The following is a 17288-nucleotide window of genomic DNA, read 5'->3' as shown; positions in this document are numbered from 1 at the left end:
GATTGCCCCGTCCAGGAAGCGTCAAATCGTCCCCTGGACGGCGGGGCTTGTCCTGCTGTTGGCCCTGTTATTGCCGCTGGGCGTCGACAGCGGCACGATCGGCGATTTCGCTTACTTCCTGCTGTGGACGTTCTGCGCCATCGGGCTGGCCGCCATGTGGGGCCACGGCGGGATCCTGTCCTTCGGTCAGACGGCCTTTTTCGGCCTGGCGGGTTATGCCTACGGCGTATTCACGCTGAATTTCGGCGATGGCGTGCTGTCCACCTGGTCGGGATTTCTACTGGCGCTGCTGCTGGCGGCAGCCGTCGCCGCCGCGCTCGGTTACATGATGTTTTATGGCGGCGTGACCGGTATTTTCATCGGCATTGTCACCCTCTCTTTTACGCTGGTGCTGGAAACCTTTATGTCACAGACCGCCGGCCCGCAGTGGACTATCGGCAGCGCCCGGCTGAACGGATTTAACGGTATGTCCGGCATGCCGCCGCTCTCGTTGCCGGGCTTTGACGGCGAACGGCTGATTCTGGAAGGCAATGCGTTTTATTATCTGATTATCGTGCTGCTGGCGCTGGCCTACTGGGGCGTACGGCGGTTATTACGCTCCGGCTTCGGCCTGACGCTGGCCTCTATCCGCGAAAATCCCCGCCGGGCAGAGATGCTGGGCATTGATATCCGCCGCTATCAGCTACTGATTTTCGTGCTGGGCGGCATGTTGTCGGGGCTGTCCGGCGTGTTGTATACCCTGTGGGGATCTTATATCACCCCGTCTTCCATGGGGCTGACCGCCGCCGCCATGCCGGTTATCTGGGTCGCCACCGCCGGACGTAAAAATATCTTCGGCACTATCGTCATCACCGCCCTGCTGGTCTGGCTATCCCAATGGCTGGCCGTTTACGGCAGCGAGTACGCCATGATCCTGCTGGGCGCCATTCTGCTGTTTGTCGTTCTGGCCGCTCCCAACGGCATCCTGCCCTGGCTGGGCGACAGAATACGCCGGATCATTCCGTCCGAGCGCAACACGGAGGGCTCCTGATGACACAGGACATCATTCTGGAAACTCAGGGGCTGGGTAAGCGCTTCGGCGGCGCGCAGGTCATCAATCAGGTTGATATGCAGATCCGTCGGGGAGAAATCCGCTGCGTCATCGGCCCCAACGGGGCAGGCAAAAGCACCTTTTTCAAACTGCTGACCGGCGAGCACGCGCCGAGCAGCGGAGAAATCCGCTTTTTCGGCCAGCGTCTTAACGCCCTGCCGCCGTTTCAGCGTATTCGCATGGGCATGAGCATCAAGTTTCAGATCCCGGGCATCTTTCCCGATCTGAGCGTAGAGCAGCATCTGCGATTGTCCCTGCGTCACCTGCGGCCGGAAGCGCGCCACCAGCCGGCGAGCATGGATGAATTGCTGCACCGTTTCAATCTGACCGACGAGTATCGCCAACGGGCCGGCAACCTGTCGCATGGGAAAAAACAGTGGCTTGAAATCGCCATGGCCGTTTCGCTGCAACCCGAGTTGCTGATGCTGGATGAACCCGTCGCCGGATTGTCGGTGGAAGAAACCTATCTGACCGGCGAATTGATTAAACAGATGCGCCAGGACGGCCTGACGCTGATGGTGGTGGAACACGATATGACCTTTGTTCGGCAGATTGCATCCAGAGTGACGGTACTACACGGGGGACAGGTCTTTGCCGACGGCGCGGCCGACGCGGTACTGGCCCGGGATGACGTAACGGATATCTATTTGGGGAAAGCCGGATGAGTAATGACGTATTAATGCAGGTGAATGACATTACCGGCGGCTACGGCGGCGGGCTAGTGCTGAACGGCGCCACGCTTCAGCTATACAGCGCCGAAGTGCTGGGCGTGATCGGCCGCAACGGCGTGGGAAAAACCACGCTGATGCGTTCGCTGATTGGCATGGTTCCCGTTAATCAAGGCCATATCCTGCTGGGCGAGACGGAGATCACCCATGCCACGCCGCAACGCCGCGCCCGGTTGGGCATCGGCTATGTTCCGCAGGGGCGTGAAGTGTTCTCCGGCCTGACCGTGGCGGAGAACTTGCAGGTCGGCATGCAATTCGTGCGCGAGCACCGGGAATTCGCCAGCGATCTGCTGGAAAGGGTACTGGACTACTTCCCCATCCTGCGCCAACGGCTAAAGCAAAAAGCGGGCACCATGAGCGGCGGCGAACAGCAACAGTTGGCCATCGCCAGGGCGCTGGTCGGCTCGCCGAAAGTGCTGCTGCTGGACGAACCGTCGGAAGGCGTACAGCCCTCCATCGTCAATATTATTGCCGATACGCTGGTGCGCATTGCCCGCGAGCTAAGGGTCGCGGTGATCCTGGTCGAGCAGGATATCGCCATGATCCAGCGTGCCGCCCAACGTTGCTGCGTGATGGATAAAGGGCGGGTGATCGACACCCTGAACCAGAAGCAGTTGTCCGATGATCTCTTGATGCGCCGCTATCTGGCGCTGTGACCTTTACCGGTGCCGCACTGGTGGCGCCGCTCTCATTTTTCGCGGAGGAATAGACAATGAAAAAATGGCTGGACGACTCCATCATGACCAAACGCGGTGTGGGCGCGCAGCGTCAACCGGTTACGCATCATCTGACCGAAGAGAGGCAGCAGGAATTTCACTACACCATCGGCCCCTACTCCACCCCCGTGTTGACCATAGAGCCGGGCGATCGGGTGATTGTCGATACCCGTGACGCCTTTGAAGGCGCCATTCAGTCCGAACAGGACATCCCCAGCCAACTGCTGAAAATGCCGTTTCTCAACCCGCAAAACGGCCCGATTATGGTCAATGGCGCGGAAAAAGGCGACGTGCTGGCCGTGTACATCGAATCCATGCAGCCCAGAGGCGAGGATCCGCACGGCATTTGCGCCATGATCCCGCATTTTGGCGGACTAACCGGAACCGATCTGACGGCGATGCTCAACGATCCGTTACCGGAAAAGGTCCGCCGGATCAAACTGGACAATGAAAAAGTCTACTGGAGCAAGCGTCACACGCTGCCTTACAAACCCCATATCGGCACCCTGAGCGTGTCGCCGGAAATCGACTCCATCAACTCCCTGACGCCGGATAATCACGGCGGCAATATGGATGTGCCGGATATCGGCCCCGGCAGCATCACCTACCTGCCGGTACGCTCGCCGGGAGGACGGCTGTTCATCGGCGATGCCCATGCCTGTCAGGGGGACGGTGAAATCTGCGGAACCGCGGTGGAATATCCGTCAGTCACCACCATCAAGGTGGATTTGATCAAGAACTGGCAGATCAGCTGGCCGCGTATGGAAAACGACACCGCCATCATGAGTATTGGCAGCGCCAGACCCTTGGAAGACGCCACCCGCATCGCCTATCGGGATCTCATCTACTGGCTGGTTGAAGATTTTGGCTTCGAGCAGTGGGACGCCTATATGCTGCTCAGCCAGTGCGGAAAAGTCAGGCTGGGTAATATGGTGGACCCGAAATACACCGTAGGCGCGATGCTGAACAAAACGCTGCTGGCGCATTAATTACTTCCGGTATTCCGGCGAATACGCGCCGGGATAAGTCCCGTTATCAACATTAAGCGAGTCAATATGGGGTCGGCCACACCAATAAAAATCGGTTTACTCTACTCGTCCAGCGGCGTTACCGCCGCGCAGGAGCAATCGCAACTGCGCGGGGCAACCCTGGCAATCGAAGAAATCAATCAGAGCGGCGGCATCAACGGTCGCCCGTTACAGGCCATTCATCTTGATCCGCATTCCGATAATGCGCGCTTTCGGACGCTGACGGAGCAGTTGATCATCGAACACCATGTCAATGTGATCTTCGGCGGCTATACTTCCAGCAGCCGCAAAGCCATGTCCCCGATCGTGGAAAAATACCAGCGGCTGCTGTTTTATTCCCAGCTATACGAAGGGTTTGAATTCTCCGAGAACATCTTTTACGGCGGCGCCGCCCCCAACCAGAACTGCGTCCAGTTGGAAGATTATCTCACCAGTCATTTCGGCGCCCGAGTCTATATGATCGGTTCCCGTTACGTTTTTCCTTACGAATGCAACCGCAACATGCAGGAATTACTGTTGCAACGGGATGACGGCGCCGTTATCGGTGAACGCTATCTTGACCTCAATGCGCCCTATGAGGCTTTTCTGCCGGTACTGGAAGAGATCCGTAAAAAACAACCGGATTTTATCTTCAGCACGGTCATCGGCCAGACCGTTCCCTACCTTTATCGCGCCTATCATGAGGTCGGGCTTGATCCCGGGCGGACGCCGATCGGTAGTCTGAATACCTCGGAAACCGAAATCGCCATGATGGGCGCCGAACTGGCGGTAGGGCATTTCACGTCCTCGCCCTACTTCCAGAGCCTGCAAACCCGGGCCAATCTTGCCGCGCTGGACAAGTTTCACCAGATGTTCGGCCCGAATCTGACAACCGATATGAACTGGGAAGCAACCTACAGCCAGGTGCACCTGTTCGCCAACGCCGTAAGGGAATGCGGCAGCGACACGATCCCGCGATTGTCATCCGCTCTGCGGGGCAGCGAATTCGATTCGCCGCAGGGGCGAATCAGGATTGATCCGCTAAATCAGCATACCGGGCTTTATCCCCGTATCGGACAGGTCAACGACGCGGGGCAATTCACCATCGTACGAGAATCCCGTCGCATCGTGGCGCCCGATCCCTATATGACCAATCAGGTTCAGGGAGACTGGGTGACCAAACTGACAAAAGTGGAGTATCCCAATGCGCCGTAATGACTCCCGCGACAGCACCACCGCCCTGCTCCTCAGCCGGGGGATCCGTTGCGTGGTGCTGCATCCCGATGATGAAGATGGTGAAACGCTGACCCGACATCTCCGTCGCATGGGATTCAAGGTCAAGGCGTTTTGGCCGATACCGGAGCAGCTTCCCGCCGACACCGATCTCATTTTCTTTGCCCTCCAGTCAGATCAACCCGAACCGGATGTGCCGTGGCTGGATCACGCCCGGCACGCGCTGATCTCGATCATCGCCTATGAAAACCCGACGTTCATCGATCAGGCGCTGAGCATGGGGGCCGGCGCGACGATTACCACCCCGATCCGCGCCTCCGGTCTGCTCTCTTCGATGGTTATGGCGCTGCACCACCGGCAACAGCGTCAACGCATGATGGAACGCATTGAACGACTGGAAAAAAAGATGCTGGGACTCAGGCAGGTCAGCGAGGCCAAGGCAATCCTGATGCGCATACACGGCATCAGCGAGGAGCGGGCCTACGAGATACTGCGTCATCAGGCGATGGATAAACGTATCACGGTAGAGGAGATGTCCAGCGTGCTCATTCAGGCCAATGATATTTTTTCCCTCACCGCGCCGGTCAAAAAACTTCCGGGATAAGTTTTTGACGCCGCCCCTGGCGACGGCCCATCCGGGTGGCGGCCAGGGATGGCGCGCCACAAAAAAGCCGAGCGATCGATATTCGTTACGCATTGATTTTTATGCTGCGACGCCAATCCGGCTCACCGTCGCGGCGCCATTAACCGTTAGTGAGGATTCGCCATGTCAACACCTCCTTTTCTTGCTGCCGCCATCCAGTTTGAGCCGGTGATGTTCGCCAAACAAGCCAACATCGCCCGTCTGCTGGATCTAGTGGAACAAGCCGCCCGTCAGGGGGCCAAACTGATCACCACGCCAGAGATGGCGACAACCGGCTATTGCTGGTATGACCGCCAGGAAATTGCCGCCCAGGTGGAAACCGTGCCCGGCGAAACATCGGCGCGTTTTAGCGAGCTGGCGCAGCGCTATCAATGTTATATCGTGCTGGGTATGCCGGAGGTGGATGCTCAAACCCAACTGTATTACAACAGCGCGCTGCTGATCGGCCCGCAAGGGGTGATTGGCCGCCACCGCAAAAGTCATCCCTATATTTCCGAACCCAAGTGGGCGGCGGCGGGGGACGTCGGGCACCAGGTTTTTGAGACGCCGCTCGGCAAGATCGGCATGCTGATCTGCATGGACATCCATTTCCCCGAAACCGCCAGGCTGCTGGCGCTGGACGGCGCGGATATCATCTGTCACATCAGCAATTGGCTGGCGGAACGCACGCCCGCCCCTTACTGGATCAGCCGCGCCATGGAAAATGGCTGCTATCTGCTGGAAAGCAACCGCTGGGGACTGGAACGCGGTGTGCAATTCAGCGGCGGCAGCGCCATTATTGCTCCGGACGGGACGCTGATTGACGTGGTGGATAACGGCGACGGCATTGCCTATGGCGAGATTGATATCCGGCTAAGCCGCCAGCGTCAGGTTTTGGGTGAACCGGTTTTCACTCAGCGCCGACCGCAGGATTATCATGCGCTGCTTAGCGACAGCTTTCTGTGGAATCCCGCCGACTTCTTCGGCCTGTACGGCCACCATCCCTTGCCGGCGGGGAAATCAAGCCGTATTACCGTCTGTCAGTTTGCCCCCACCGATCGCCTTGAGGACAACCTCGCCCGGATCGTGGCGCTGGCGCGGGAGGCCGTCAGCCAACAACACAGCGAACTGGTGGTTTTTCCTGAAATGGCGCTGACAGGATACGCCGCACCGGAAACGCACGCCCAAACGCTGGATGCGCCAGCGCTACAGTCGCTGATCCGCTTAGCGATGACGCTACGGGTTTATCTGGTCGTCGGCATGGCTGAACAGCAGGAACAGAAATACTACAACACCCAGGTGTTGCTGGGGCCGGAAGGCATGATCGGCCACTACCGGCAGATGCATCTGCCACTTGCCCATCAGGCATGGGCGATCCCCGGCGAACAGTGGCGGGTATTTGATACGGCGGTAGGCCGGATAGGCCTGCTGTTGGGACACGATGCGCTGTTTCCCGAGTCCGCCCGTATTCTCGCGTTGCTGGGCTGCGACATCGTGGCCTGTTCCGCTGCGCTCAGCGACGGTTTCGTCAGCGGTCACGCCGGTAGCCGGGTTCCCCAGAGTTACCCGATTCCGGTAGGCGCCGATCCCCTGCATTGGCATTTGTTCCGCACCCGGGCCGGTGAAAACAACCTGTATCTGGCCTTTGCCAACAGCGTGGATAGCGCGCATCGGCATGGCGGATACAGCGGGGTCTTCGGGCCGGAAACCTTCACGTTTCCCCGGCACGAACAGGTGCTATGGCAGGAATCGGGCATTGCTACGCTGACCATCGATACCGCTTCGCCAGCCGGTAGTCCGACGCCGACAAATGCGGTCAGGCGCAAGGATCTGGTGGCAATGCGCCAGGTACATCATTACCGGCCAATGCTGATTGACCACCGCTAATCCGCGATCTTGCGAGGCGCTCCCCGAGCGCCTCATTCAACGTAACGCCCAGGCAACTCAGACGAGGCGTACCGGCGACTCATTAAACATAATCATCAGACATGCCGCTTACCCGTAAGTTTTCGCCGGATGTAACGCTTTATTGCCATTTTCATAAAGGAAAAATATTAGTTTTTTTTAACATATAGCTAATACTTGCAAGTGGAGAATGTCATTACACGCGGGGGAAACAATGCTCAGCCGCTATACGATAGGTGATTATTTACTGGATCGTCTTGCTCAAGCCGGGATCAACCATCTTTTCGGCGTACCGGGCGATTACAATCTGCAATTTCTCGATCGCGTTCTTAACCATAAGCATATCACCTGGGTTGGATGCGCCAACGAACTGAACGCAGCTTATGCCGCCGACGGATATGCGCGATGCAAACCCGCCGCGGCCCTGCTGACCACCTTTGGCGTCGGCGAACTCAGCGCGATTAATGGCATTGCCGGCAGTTACGCGGAATACGTACCGGTTATTCATATCGCTTTCGCGCCCGATCTCCTATCGCAGCATAAAGGTGAATTGCTACACCATACATTGGGAGATGGCGAGTTCGGCCACTTTCTGCGCATGGCGCAGGAAGTCACCGCCGCATCCGCCAGTCTTACCCTCACCAACGCAACCACGGAAATCGACCGGGTGGTTGGAGAAGCGCTCCGCCAACATCGCCCGGTTTACTTATTACTCCCGCTGGATGTGGCTTCCGCGCCAACCGAAAATCGCCCGTATCCCTTGCCGATGCCAGAACCCGAATGTTCCGACGAATCTCTGCAAGCCTTCACGAATGCGGCTACAGAGATGCTCAGCACGGCCAATTCACTCTCGCTGCTGGCGGATTTTCTTGCGGAACGTTTCGGCGCCGCAAAACCGTTGCAACGCTGGCTGGATGGTATGACTTTCCCACACTCAACCTTACTGATGGGTAAAAGCACCCTGAACGAACAGCATCCCTGCTTCACCGGCACCTATGCCGGTCGCGCCAGCGGTGAAAAAATAAGATCGCTGATTGAGGATGCGGATGTGATCGTCTGTGTCGGCGTGCGTTTTACCGATACCATTACCGCCGGATTCAGCCAGCGGATCCCCACGGAAAAAAGTATTGATATTCAGCCGGCTGTCGCCCGAGTGGGACATAAAACCTTTTCCAATATCCCTATGCTGACCGCGATAGAAGCCTTAATGAAGATAACCTCGGCGCTTTCATCTCGCTGGCGACATCCGGCGATGACGCCACCGGCGCTCCCGGCTTCGGATAACAAGGATAAACTCGAACAACGTGAGTTCTGGCAACAAATTCAGGGGTTCCTTCGTCCCGGCGATATTATCGTCGCCGAACAGGGAACCGCCTGCTTCGGCGCCGCCGCGCTGACTTTGCCGCAAGGTTGCCAATTTATCACGCAGACATTGTGGGGATCTATCGGCTATACATTACCCGCCGCTTTCGGCGCGCAAATGGCCGCCCCGGAACGGCGAGTCGTGCTGCTGATCGGCGACGGTTCGCTCCAGCTCACGGCGCAGGAACTTGGCTCCATCATCCGCAACGATCTTAAGATGGCGATCTTTGTACTCAATAATCAGGGGTATACCATCGAACGAGCGGTACACGGCCCGCAGCAACGCTATAATGACATCGCGGCCTGGAACTGGACGCTACTGCCTGCCGCGCTGGGCGGCAACGATAACATCCTCTCCCGGCAAACAACATCGCCGGCGCAACTGGCTCAGACGCTGCATGATATAAACAAAACCCCCCGCCTGTCGCTGGTTGAGGTCATTTTGCCTAAAATGGACATGCCGGAATTGCTACAGGCCGTGTCCCGCTCGCTTGAACAGCGCAACAGCGTCCATTAATCGTGGCGGTTCTTTTTCTGCTTGATGACAAAAAGGCGCTCAGCGGCGCCTTTGCTTTTATCTTATTAAGCTTACAGAATTTCCAACAGCTCAACTTCAAAAATCAAGGCGCTGAACGGCGGGATCGACGCGCCGGCGCCCCGTTCGCCGTAAGCCAGATCGTGCGGAATATACAGCTCCCATTTGGAGCCGACCGGCATCAGGGTTAAAGCCTCAATCCAGCCGGGGATCACGCCATTAACCGGAAACTCAGCGGGTTGACCGCGCGCCACCGAACTATCAAACACGCTGCCGTCAATCAGCCGGCCGGTGTAATGAACGCGCACGCGATCCTGACGGGCGGGAATCGCCCCTTCGCCTTGCGTCAGTACTCGGAACTGCAAACCTGACTCTGTGCTGCTCACACCTTCTTTTTGAGCATTTTCAGCCAGGAACTGCTGCCCTTCAACGGCCAATGTCTGCTGGCGCTCACGGCGCACGGCGTCCGCACGCTCGTGAACATCACGCAGCGCCCGGTGAACCACATCCACAGGTACGGCCGGCGCATTGCCTTCCAGCGCATCACGCAAACCGGCAACCAGCGCTTCAGGGATCAAACCTTCAAGACCAGACTCCTGTAATTGTTGACCGACCTGTAAACCGATGCCGTAACTTGCCTGCGCTTCCACGCTATCAAAAGAAGGGGTTGTCATGGATGTTCCTTTTAAACTGTAAAAAACCGAAAGCGCAGCATAACAGCGCCAGAGATTAGGGTAAAATCCTGAGTGCGGATCAAGAACTTTTATCTTTCGATAAGCGGCATAGTCCGGGCTGGCTGACCTATACTATAAAATCAGAGAATTCTGTACTGCCGTTACCTTAAGCATCAAAGAGTTAGCTGGTCATGATCCGTTTGTTACCGATATACTAAAGCGTATTTCTATTATTATAGCGTCGCAAGAGAGGTCACCATGGGCAGAATTGCGCCCAGGAAGCGGAAAGTTACCTGGGGTTATCAAGCGTTATTACGCCTCTGCCAGCGTTTTGTTCATCGGCCCCCAGCGCTATCCGGCGATGAGGGGGAGAATCGTCCATTGCCATCATCATCCGGCCAGCGGATTAAAGCCGCGTTCAACAAAGTCTGGCATCTGCCTGACGGTTACCGTTGGATGGAGCCGCTTCCTCTCTTCCATCGCCGCTGGATCCTGGTGGCTATCGGCGTCTTACTGCTGACGCTGCTGTGGCCTTACAGTCCGCCCCCGGTACAATCCCCGCAACCGCTGCCTGTCGCCAGTGAGCAACCCGCGCCGATGCAGGCGGAAATTATTGACAACAGGCCGCCGGCAGAGCAACCGCCCGCCATCCCGCCCGCGCCTCCAGTTCAACCTGAGCCGCAGAATACGGAAATTCCCTGGCGCAACTATGAAGTTGCCTCCGGCCAGACATTGGCGCAGCTGTTTCGCGATAACAATCTACCGGTCGGCGACGTTTTCGCCATGGCCCAGGTGGAAGGCGATGATAAACCGCTCAGCAATCTGCGAGTGGGTCAGGAAGTCAAATTGCAGTTGAATACGCAAGGCGCAGTGGCGGTGCTGGAAATAGAAACCACGGATAATCAGGTTGTCAGATTCACCCGTAACGCCGATGGGGCGTTTACCCGCACCCGCTGATGTTTATCGTTTCGTTTTAGCCGCCGCAGAAATGCAAAACGCCGGCACAAGGCCGGCGTTTCACGCGTTAACTAAAGTGTTAATAACGACTAGCGTTAATTACGCTTCAGCAACGACAACGACATTCAGCGTAGCGAACACATCGCTGTGTACCTGGAAGCTCACTTCGTGCTCACCCAAAGTACGCAGAACGCCGTTCGGTAAACGAACTTCGCTCTTCGCGATCTCGACACCCGCAGCCGTTACCGCATCAGCGATATCGCGAGTACCGATGGAACCGAACAGTTTACCTTCGTCGCCTGCTTTAGACGCGATGGTGACGCTGGTCAGTTCAGCGATCTTGGCGGCGCGAGCTTCAGCAGCGGCCAGAACCTCAGCCAGTTTGGCTTCCAGTTCGGCACGGCGTGCTTCGAAGAACTCAACGTTTTTCTTGGTTGCCGGCACGGCTTTGCCCTGCGGAACCAGGAAGTTACGGGCATAACCCGCTTTAACGTTTACCTGATCGCCCAGGCTACCCAGGTTTGCTACTTTATCAAGCAGAATAACTTGCATTACCTTATCCTCTCAAAGTCTTGTTAATAGACAGCGGCCGATTACTGATGACGATCGGTGTACGGCAACAAAGACAAGTAACGCGCACGCTTGATAGCGCGAGCCAGCTGACGCTGGTATTTTGCACGAGTACCGGTGATACGGCTCGGAACAATCTTGCCGCTTTCAGTGATGTAGTTTTTCAGCGTAGCGATGTCTTTATAGTCGATCTCTACAACGCCTTCCGCGGTGAAACGGCAGAACTTGCGACGACGGAAATAACGTGCCATTTGGCTAGTCTCCAGAATCTATCAATTCAATCTGCTCGGCATGTAACACCACTTTACTCAGGCCATTGCGCCCTTGATGGCAGCTAATAAACCCGTGCACCGTGAGTTGCGTGCCGACCGTTATACTGTGGGTAAATGCTTGTGACGTTGGTCCACTGACAATCACGGGCATACGACACCATGCTTGCCGGCTAAATCCGGCTTCCTCCTGCGTTGATCGGTGCTCAAGCACAAACTGGCAGTGAGGAATACCCGAAGGACTGACTTTACGAATGGGGGTCTTGCACACCGTGCCCGACAACACCAGACGATTGGCCGTCACCACGACAATTACTCTTCAGAATCCCCAGCATCCGCATCATCGCCGGCATCGGCGAAATCTTCACGACGCTCACGGCGTTCGTCTTTCGCTTTAACCATCGGAGATGCTTCGGTTACCGCGTGTTTAACGCGCATAATCATGCTACGGATAACGGCGTCGTTGAAGCGGAAGTTTGTTTCCAGCTCATCGATCACTTCCTGCGGCGCTTCAACGTTCAGCAGAACGTAATGCGCTTTGTGCAGTTTGTTGATCGGGTAAGCCAGTTGACGGCGGCCCCAGTCTTCCAGACGATGAATCGTGCCTTCTGCACCAGTGATAGCACCGGTGTAGCGCTCGATCATGCCCGGAACCTGTTCGCTTTGGTCAGGATGAACCATAAAAACGATTTCGTAATGACGCATCGAATTGCTCCTTACGGATTATTCAGCCTCCTGTCAGGGTCAACCGCGGCCCATGGAAGCAAGGAACGTGTATGTGTGTGCGGCTGAAAAAATGACGCGTAAGTATAGTGCCCCGCCGCGGCAATAGCAAGATGGCGTTTGGCTTAGCAACGCGGTTGTAAACGAAGCGGGTCAGTCAGTAGTAGACGAACCCGCCAATATTATTAATAAAGATAAGTTATTCGCTTAATTAAAAGACATAATTTATTCTCATTAAAATAATCGGTAACGCTTAACGCCAGCGCCAATAAAAACATATTAATTAGCTATTTAATTATTAATTTATAATGTATTTTTACTGCTCAACGACTCTTTACAAGCCATATTTTTGCAGATAACATCCTGGTTTCAGAATAAGGATATTTTTAGAAACGCTCATTAAAACGGACTTTAACATGGCGAATTTAATTTACGCTTCAATTAACGGCAATAAACAGGGGCTGATTTCTTCCGGCTGCGGTAGCCTGCCATCAATCGGTAATAAATATCAGCAAGGCCATGAAGATGAAGTTTTTATTTATGATTTAATCAGCGCCCTTGAACACCATGACAACGTTTCGCTCCATCCTCTGGAAATAAGAAAACCGATCGATAAATCCTCCCCCTTGCTAGCGATGGCGCTAAGTAACCATGAAGTATTGCAATGTGAATTCGCGTTCTATCGGATTTCTGAAACCGGCGGAATGGAGAAGTACTTTGTGATAAAACTGCGGGATGCCCGGATTGTCGAATTAAAGCTATCGGCTCCGCATTCAATGACGCAAAATGAAATGCCGCCGCAGGAAAGCGCCTCATTTAAATACGCCTGTATAGAGTGGGAACACTGCAAAGCGGGCACCAGCGCCTACTGTCTTTGGTGATAGGATGTCAGCCATCGCTCTGGAAAGGAAAATAGCGCAATTGAACCGGCTGACTAATGAGCTGGCGCTGCTGTACATCCACGGCTTTGAGGCCCGCCGGGGGTTTCTAAAGGAAATCGCCGCGCTGACAAGTCAATTAGACTATGAGGTGGTTAACTTTTGCCTGACGGAAGACGCAGCCATTAGCGTTATCGATAAAGAAATAAAAAATCTGCAAAAACAAAAATTTGATTTATCGACGCAAAAGATGATGCAGTATTATGTATTTGAAAAAGAGAAAAAAGCACAAGCTTTTAATATCATATTAAAGCAGGTTGGCTTTATCGGCGGGGGAACACAGGTTATGGCCGGTATTGCCGTCTGTGGCGCCTCAATGGGTTATCTATGCGCCAGCTTTGGCTCGCTAAATGTCTCTCACGGCTTAAATAATCTGTTTGAAAACGGCTATTACCTGTTGTTTAGGGAAAACCAGTCGGGCTGGACGCGGGACGCCTATCGCGCTATTGCTCAATCAATAGGCCAAAACGGAAACCATGCAGATTTAGCCTATGTCAGCGTTGATTTAGGGATCTCCGCTTATGGATTATTCAGAAATGTTGTAAGAGAGGATACTTTTCGACTTTTTAGATATATTAATAGTGATTTTGTTCGGAATTGGAAGACTATGGGGCCAGTATCTTTAACCACTGAATTCACAGTAGATTCTGTTACGCTCACTGATATTTACATATTATACAAAAATGAATAGTATCATCATCATATCTTCCACCTGGCCTGTTTATGTATATCTACTGATATCCATCCTTTGCTTTATCTTATTTCGCAGAAGCAGAGTTGCTTTAGTATTGTTATCGTCTTTTCACTTAATTACTTTTAAGTATGGAATAACAGAGTCATTTCTCTTCAGTTACCTCGATATTTTCATTTATGATGGTACAGAGGTTAGATATCTATCTTTGTTTTTTTGGGGAGTAGGTATATATTTATATTACCTGGAACACAAGAGAAATATTTAAATATCTTTGGAAGGTTATCTAATATTTACATACAGGATGAATATAAAATAAAAAAAATGAATTATATAATAATTCACTCATATAATTGGCCTGTCTATGTATACAAAACCATATCCATAATTTGTTTTGCTCTATTTTACAAAAGCAGACTTATTTTATTTTTACTTGGTTCGTATCATCTTATCGTTTTCAGATATGACTTAAAAAACGCACTTTTTTTTACACTTCTCGATATTCCTATAAATTCAAACGCAAGGGTTAACTATATCTCTTTTTCTTTTTTGTATGTCTATTTTTATATTATTTAGAAAATAAAAGAAACCTTTAACGTCTTCTGGTAGTTGTCTGCTGCCAGATTTATCTTTCAATAAGTGATACACGCCGGTTATTCGGTCAGATAACGCCGGAAAAAATCAACTCCCGCCTGTAGCGCCGCCGGCGTGATACGGTGCGTCACGCCGGCCTCGGTCAGATAAGTCAGATTGCGATCCTGGCGGCCTGCTTTCAGCGCCTGATATAAACGCGCGCTCTCCTGCGCCGGCACCACATCGTCGGCGTCGCCATGCCATAACAGCAAAGGGCGATCGGCCAGGGCATCCAGACGAGAGGAAACATCATACTCGGCAAGCGTCGCCGACAGTTGCTGTAATATTTCCTCTGTCCCTTTCTCGCCAGCCGTCGCCGGCGGATACAACGCGTGCGACAGCGTTGAAAAATACCCCGATCCCATAAAGGCCGCGACGGCGGAGATCCAGGGGTAACGCGCCATACACCCCAGCGCGCTCATTCCGCCCAGAGAAGCGCCGCACACGCCAATGCGTTCGTTGGCAATCAACCCGCGCTGCCGATAGGCATCCACATAGCCGGGCAGTTCATGAACGTTGGACTGAAGAATATCCCAGAAATGACGCAACCGCCGGGCCTCATCGCCATCAAAACGCGCGCCGTGCATGGCGGCATCCGGCAAAATCACCCTGAAGCCCGCCTCGGCCAGCGCATAGCCAAAATAGGAATAGACCTCTTTTGAAGACAGATAGCCGTGAAAGAAAAAAATGGTCGGCAAGGGAACCGAGTATTTTCCCCCCGGAGCGGCATGCAAAACATCAATACCATTAACGGTATCCAGTGAAATTTCAACCATGTCCTGTTTCTCTACTCGTCATCTCATATTTTGAACATCTGCCACAGCAAAAACACCATAGCATCAAAAATACATTCTTTTTAAACACAAATTCGCAAGGTTTTAGCGCAAAAATTGCAATGTGGCGTAGTGCAAAGCCTGCGAATACAGCCATTGACGGAATGCCCTTCTACCCCCGACAGATAAAGCGCGTTACACTCAGCGGACTGATAGAGGTCACGGAGAGGCGTGCAATGCTGAAAGCTTTACCGGCGATGATTTTCTCGCTGTTCGTTACCGCATGCGGCACGCTTTCCGGCGCGCCGTTGCCGCCGCCGACAGAACAGGCTCAATTGATTAACTACGCACAAACCGCCGCACTGAAAAAAATCGGAACGGTATCCGTCACCGTGTGCGGTAGCCCGGATGATGCGGATCGGGCGATTCAGCGCCGGGCGGATGAAAAAGGCGCCCGTTACTACACCATTGTGATGAAATCTGAAAAAACAACGCTTCCGGGCACCTGGTTCTCCCGCGCGGTGTTATATCGCTGATATTTCTCTTATAAAGCACAGGGGGCAATAACCATGATGTTATCACCCCCGCTCACGCTGTTATACCCTACCGGCACCGCCTCAATAAGACATACATGCCGCATTCAGGATCCCGCCGCTCAATGACGCAGCGCAGAGAAACACCCCCGAGGCCACTTCATTATCGCGGATATGCTGACTGAGTCCCGGCAGGTACAGGCGCACGGCGCCATAAATCAGCAGTTGGATCACCAGCGCCACAATCCCCCAGGTGATGTAGTCCAACAGGCTGACAGAATTGACCGCCGCACTGGCCAGCGGGATGACATAGCCGATCAGCGCGCCGGCAAAGCCCACCGCCGCAGCGCTATTATTGGCTTTAATCAGCGTCCACTCATCATGCGGCGTAACGCGGGTATAAATAAACAGGAATGCCAGCACCATGACAAACCCAATGAAAAAGTAAGAAGCAAAAGCAAGTAAAGCGGTAACGATTGTCATGCGGTAAATTTCCTTCGGGTTGTCGTTGTTCTAAATAACGATAACGTGGCGCGACGGACCACGACCGGCCGTCAGCCGCGCTGACGCACCGCTTCAAACAGGCATACGCCGGTGGCGACGGAAACGTTCAATGAAGAGACGCTGCCCGCCATCGGGATGCTGATCAACTCATCGCAATGCTCGCGGGTTAAACGGCGCATACCTTCGCCTTCCGCCCCCATCACCAGCGCCAGCGGGCCGTTCAGCGTGCTTTGGTACAGCGTATGGTCCGCTTCTCCCGCCGTGCCGACGATCCAGATACGGTGATCCTGCAACACCCGCAGAGTACGGGCCAGATTGGTCACGCGGATCAACGGGACATTTTCAGCCGCGCCACAGGCGACTTTCTTCGCGGTGGCATTAAGCTGCGCGGAACGATCGCGCGGGACAATCACCGCATGGACTCCCGCCGCATCGGCGCTACGCAGGCAAGCGCCCAGATTATGCGGATCGGTGACGCCATCCAGCACCAGCAGAAAAGGTTTATCCAGGCTATCCAGCAACGCCGGCAGATCGTTTTCCTGGTACTGCCGCCCTTCTTTCACTCTGGCGACAATCCCCTGATGCACCGCCCCCTCGACCTGGCTGTCCAGCCATTGCCGGTTAGCCACCTGAACCACAATCCCTTGCGTTTCCAATTCAGCCACCAGCGGCTGCACGCGGCGATCGTCGCGGCCTTTGAGGATGAAAACTTCCAGAAAGCGCTGAGGATCCCGCTCCAGTAACGCTTTGACAGCATGAATACCGTAAATAATTTCGCTCATTGATACTCTTCAAACAGGGTAAATACCGGGCCGCGATAAACGG

Annotated in this window: 20 protein-coding genes; 12 read left to right on the top strand and 8 right to left on the bottom strand. The window is 54.2% G+C overall.

Translation table 11 applies throughout. The features are described 5' to 3' along the window. Position 1 precedes the first annotated feature (1 nt). The 8 genes from HOY33_RS16235 to HOY33_RS16200 all read left to right on the top strand — a co-directional run bounded on the left by HOY33_RS16235 (position 2) and on the right by HOY33_RS16200 (position 9180). Positions 2 to 1030, top strand: a complete 1029-nt coding sequence (locus HOY33_RS16235) for a branched-chain amino acid ABC transporter permease (RefSeq protein ID WP_370541772.1) — start codon at positions 2 to 4, stop codon at positions 1028 to 1030. Further along, complete coding sequence (locus HOY33_RS16230; protein WP_172291182.1) at positions 1030 to 1755, top strand: ABC transporter ATP-binding protein; 726 nt, start codon at positions 1030 to 1032, stop codon at positions 1753 to 1755. Before HOY33_RS16235 ends, HOY33_RS16230 begins: the two co-directional genes overlap by 1 nt. Beyond that, positions 1752 to 2474 carry an ABC transporter ATP-binding protein gene (locus HOY33_RS16225; RefSeq protein ID WP_172291181.1) on the top strand — a complete coding sequence of 241 codons (723 nt, stop codon included), beginning with the start codon at positions 1752 to 1754 and terminating at the stop codon, positions 2472 to 2474. Before HOY33_RS16230 ends, HOY33_RS16225 begins: the two co-directional genes overlap by 4 nt. A 56-nt stretch (positions 2475 to 2530) precedes the next feature. After that, positions 2531 to 3523 carry an acetamidase/formamidase family protein gene (locus tag HOY33_RS16220; protein WP_172291180.1) on the top strand — a complete coding sequence of 331 codons (993 nt, stop codon included), beginning with the start codon at positions 2531 to 2533 and terminating at the stop codon, positions 3521 to 3523. 66 nt (positions 3524 to 3589) lie between these two features. Then, positions 3590 to 4756, top strand: coding sequence for a transporter substrate-binding domain-containing protein (locus HOY33_RS16215; RefSeq protein WP_172291179.1), 1167 nt, complete (start codon positions 3590 to 3592; stop codon positions 4754 to 4756). Next, positions 4746 to 5378 carry an ANTAR domain-containing response regulator gene (locus tag HOY33_RS16210; RefSeq protein WP_172291178.1) on the top strand — a complete coding sequence of 211 codons (633 nt, stop codon included), beginning with the start codon at positions 4746 to 4748 and terminating at the stop codon, positions 5376 to 5378. The genes HOY33_RS16215 and HOY33_RS16210 overlap by 11 nt, the downstream gene beginning before the upstream one ends. A 162-nt stretch (positions 5379 to 5540) precedes the next feature. Then, entirely contained in the window at positions 5541 to 7283 is a 1743-nt protein-coding gene (locus HOY33_RS16205) for a nitrilase-related carbon-nitrogen hydrolase (protein WP_172291177.1), read from the top strand. A 232-nt stretch (positions 7284 to 7515) separates the two neighbouring features. After that, positions 7516 to 9180: an alpha-keto acid decarboxylase family protein gene (locus HOY33_RS16200; protein ID WP_172291176.1), complete on the top strand. Its 1665-nt coding sequence runs from the start codon at positions 7516 to 7518 to the stop codon at positions 9178 to 9180. A gap of 71 nt (positions 9181 to 9251) precedes the next feature. Here the strand turns inward: HOY33_RS16200 and fklB are convergent, their stop codons facing one another. After that, on the bottom strand, positions 9252 to 9872 hold the full coding sequence (fklB, locus tag HOY33_RS16195) for an FKBP-type peptidyl-prolyl cis-trans isomerase (protein ID WP_172291175.1): 621 nt from the start codon (positions 9870 to 9872) through the stop codon (positions 9252 to 9254). A 258-nt stretch (positions 9873 to 10130) separates the two neighbouring features. On the opposite strand from fklB, the gene HOY33_RS16190 reads away from it, so the two are divergent. Then, entirely contained in the window at positions 10131 to 10829 is a 699-nt protein-coding gene (locus tag HOY33_RS16190; protein WP_172291174.1) for a LysM-like peptidoglycan-binding domain-containing protein, read from the top strand. Positions 10830 to 10928: 99 nt separating this feature from the next. Here HOY33_RS16190 and rplI read toward each other — a convergent pair whose 3' ends face one another. The 4 genes from rplI to rpsF are packed head-to-tail and all read right to left on the bottom strand — an operon-like array spanning position 10929 to position 12373. Next, positions 10929 to 11381: a 50S ribosomal protein L9 gene (gene rplI, locus HOY33_RS16185; RefSeq protein ID WP_172291173.1), complete on the bottom strand. Its 453-nt coding sequence runs from the start codon at positions 11379 to 11381 to the stop codon at positions 10929 to 10931. Positions 11382 to 11422: 41 nt separating this feature from the next. Further along, on the bottom strand, positions 11423 to 11650 hold the full coding sequence (gene rpsR / locus HOY33_RS16180) for a 30S ribosomal protein S18 (RefSeq protein WP_005974788.1): 228 nt from the start codon (positions 11648 to 11650) through the stop codon (positions 11423 to 11425). 4 nt (positions 11651 to 11654) lie between these two features. Continuing rightward, positions 11655 to 11975 carry a primosomal replication protein N gene (priB, locus tag HOY33_RS16175; protein WP_172291172.1) on the bottom strand — a complete coding sequence of 107 codons (321 nt, stop codon included), beginning with the start codon at positions 11973 to 11975 and terminating at the stop codon, positions 11655 to 11657. 5 nt (positions 11976 to 11980) lie between these two features. Then, the gene (gene rpsF / locus HOY33_RS16170) at positions 11981 to 12373 is read right to left on the bottom strand and encodes a 30S ribosomal protein S6 (protein ID WP_172291171.1); all 393 of its coding nucleotides are present in this window, start codon (positions 12371 to 12373) and stop codon (positions 11981 to 11983) included. Positions 12374 to 12807: 434 nt separating this feature from the next. Here rpsF and HOY33_RS16165 point away from each other — a divergent pair, with 434 nt between their 5' ends. Continuing rightward, positions 12808 to 13272 carry an Hcp family type VI secretion system effector gene (locus tag HOY33_RS16165; RefSeq protein ID WP_172291170.1) on the top strand — a complete coding sequence of 155 codons (465 nt, stop codon included), beginning with the start codon at positions 12808 to 12810 and terminating at the stop codon, positions 13270 to 13272. A gap of 4 nt (positions 13273 to 13276) precedes the next feature. Beyond that, complete coding sequence (locus HOY33_RS16160; RefSeq protein WP_172291169.1) at positions 13277 to 14020, top strand: DUF4225 domain-containing protein; 744 nt, start codon at positions 13277 to 13279, stop codon at positions 14018 to 14020. A gap of 653 nt (positions 14021 to 14673) precedes the next feature. Here the strand turns inward: HOY33_RS16160 and yjfP are convergent. After that, positions 14674 to 15429, bottom strand: a complete 756-nt coding sequence (gene yjfP, locus HOY33_RS16155; protein WP_172291168.1) for an esterase — start codon at positions 15427 to 15429, stop codon at positions 14674 to 14676. A gap of 233 nt (positions 15430 to 15662) precedes the next feature. Here yjfP and bsmA point away from each other — a divergent pair, with 233 nt between their 5' ends. Beyond that, positions 15663 to 15962 (top strand): biofilm peroxide resistance protein BsmA, encoded by a 300-nt coding sequence (gene bsmA, locus HOY33_RS16150; RefSeq protein WP_172291167.1) that lies wholly within the window; start codon positions 15663 to 15665, stop codon positions 15960 to 15962. Positions 15963 to 16043: 81 nt separating this feature from the next. On the opposite strand, the gene HOY33_RS16145 is transcribed toward bsmA, so the two are convergent. Further along, positions 16044 to 16442: a DUF350 domain-containing protein gene (locus HOY33_RS16145; RefSeq protein WP_172291166.1), complete on the bottom strand. Its 399-nt coding sequence runs from the start codon at positions 16440 to 16442 to the stop codon at positions 16044 to 16046. A 71-nt stretch (positions 16443 to 16513) separates the two neighbouring features. Then, on the bottom strand, positions 16514 to 17245 hold the full coding sequence (gene rlmB / locus HOY33_RS16140) for a 23S rRNA (guanosine(2251)-2'-O)-methyltransferase RlmB (protein ID WP_172291165.1): 732 nt from the start codon (positions 17243 to 17245) through the stop codon (positions 16514 to 16516). Positions 17246 to 17288: the final 43 nt, after the last annotated feature.

It is taken from the genome of Brenneria sp. hezel4-2-4 (assembly GCF_013155275.1).
GTDB lineage: Bacteria > Pseudomonadota > Gammaproteobacteria > Enterobacterales > Enterobacteriaceae > Brenneria.
This window is presented reverse-complemented; position numbering and strand designations above follow the sequence as displayed.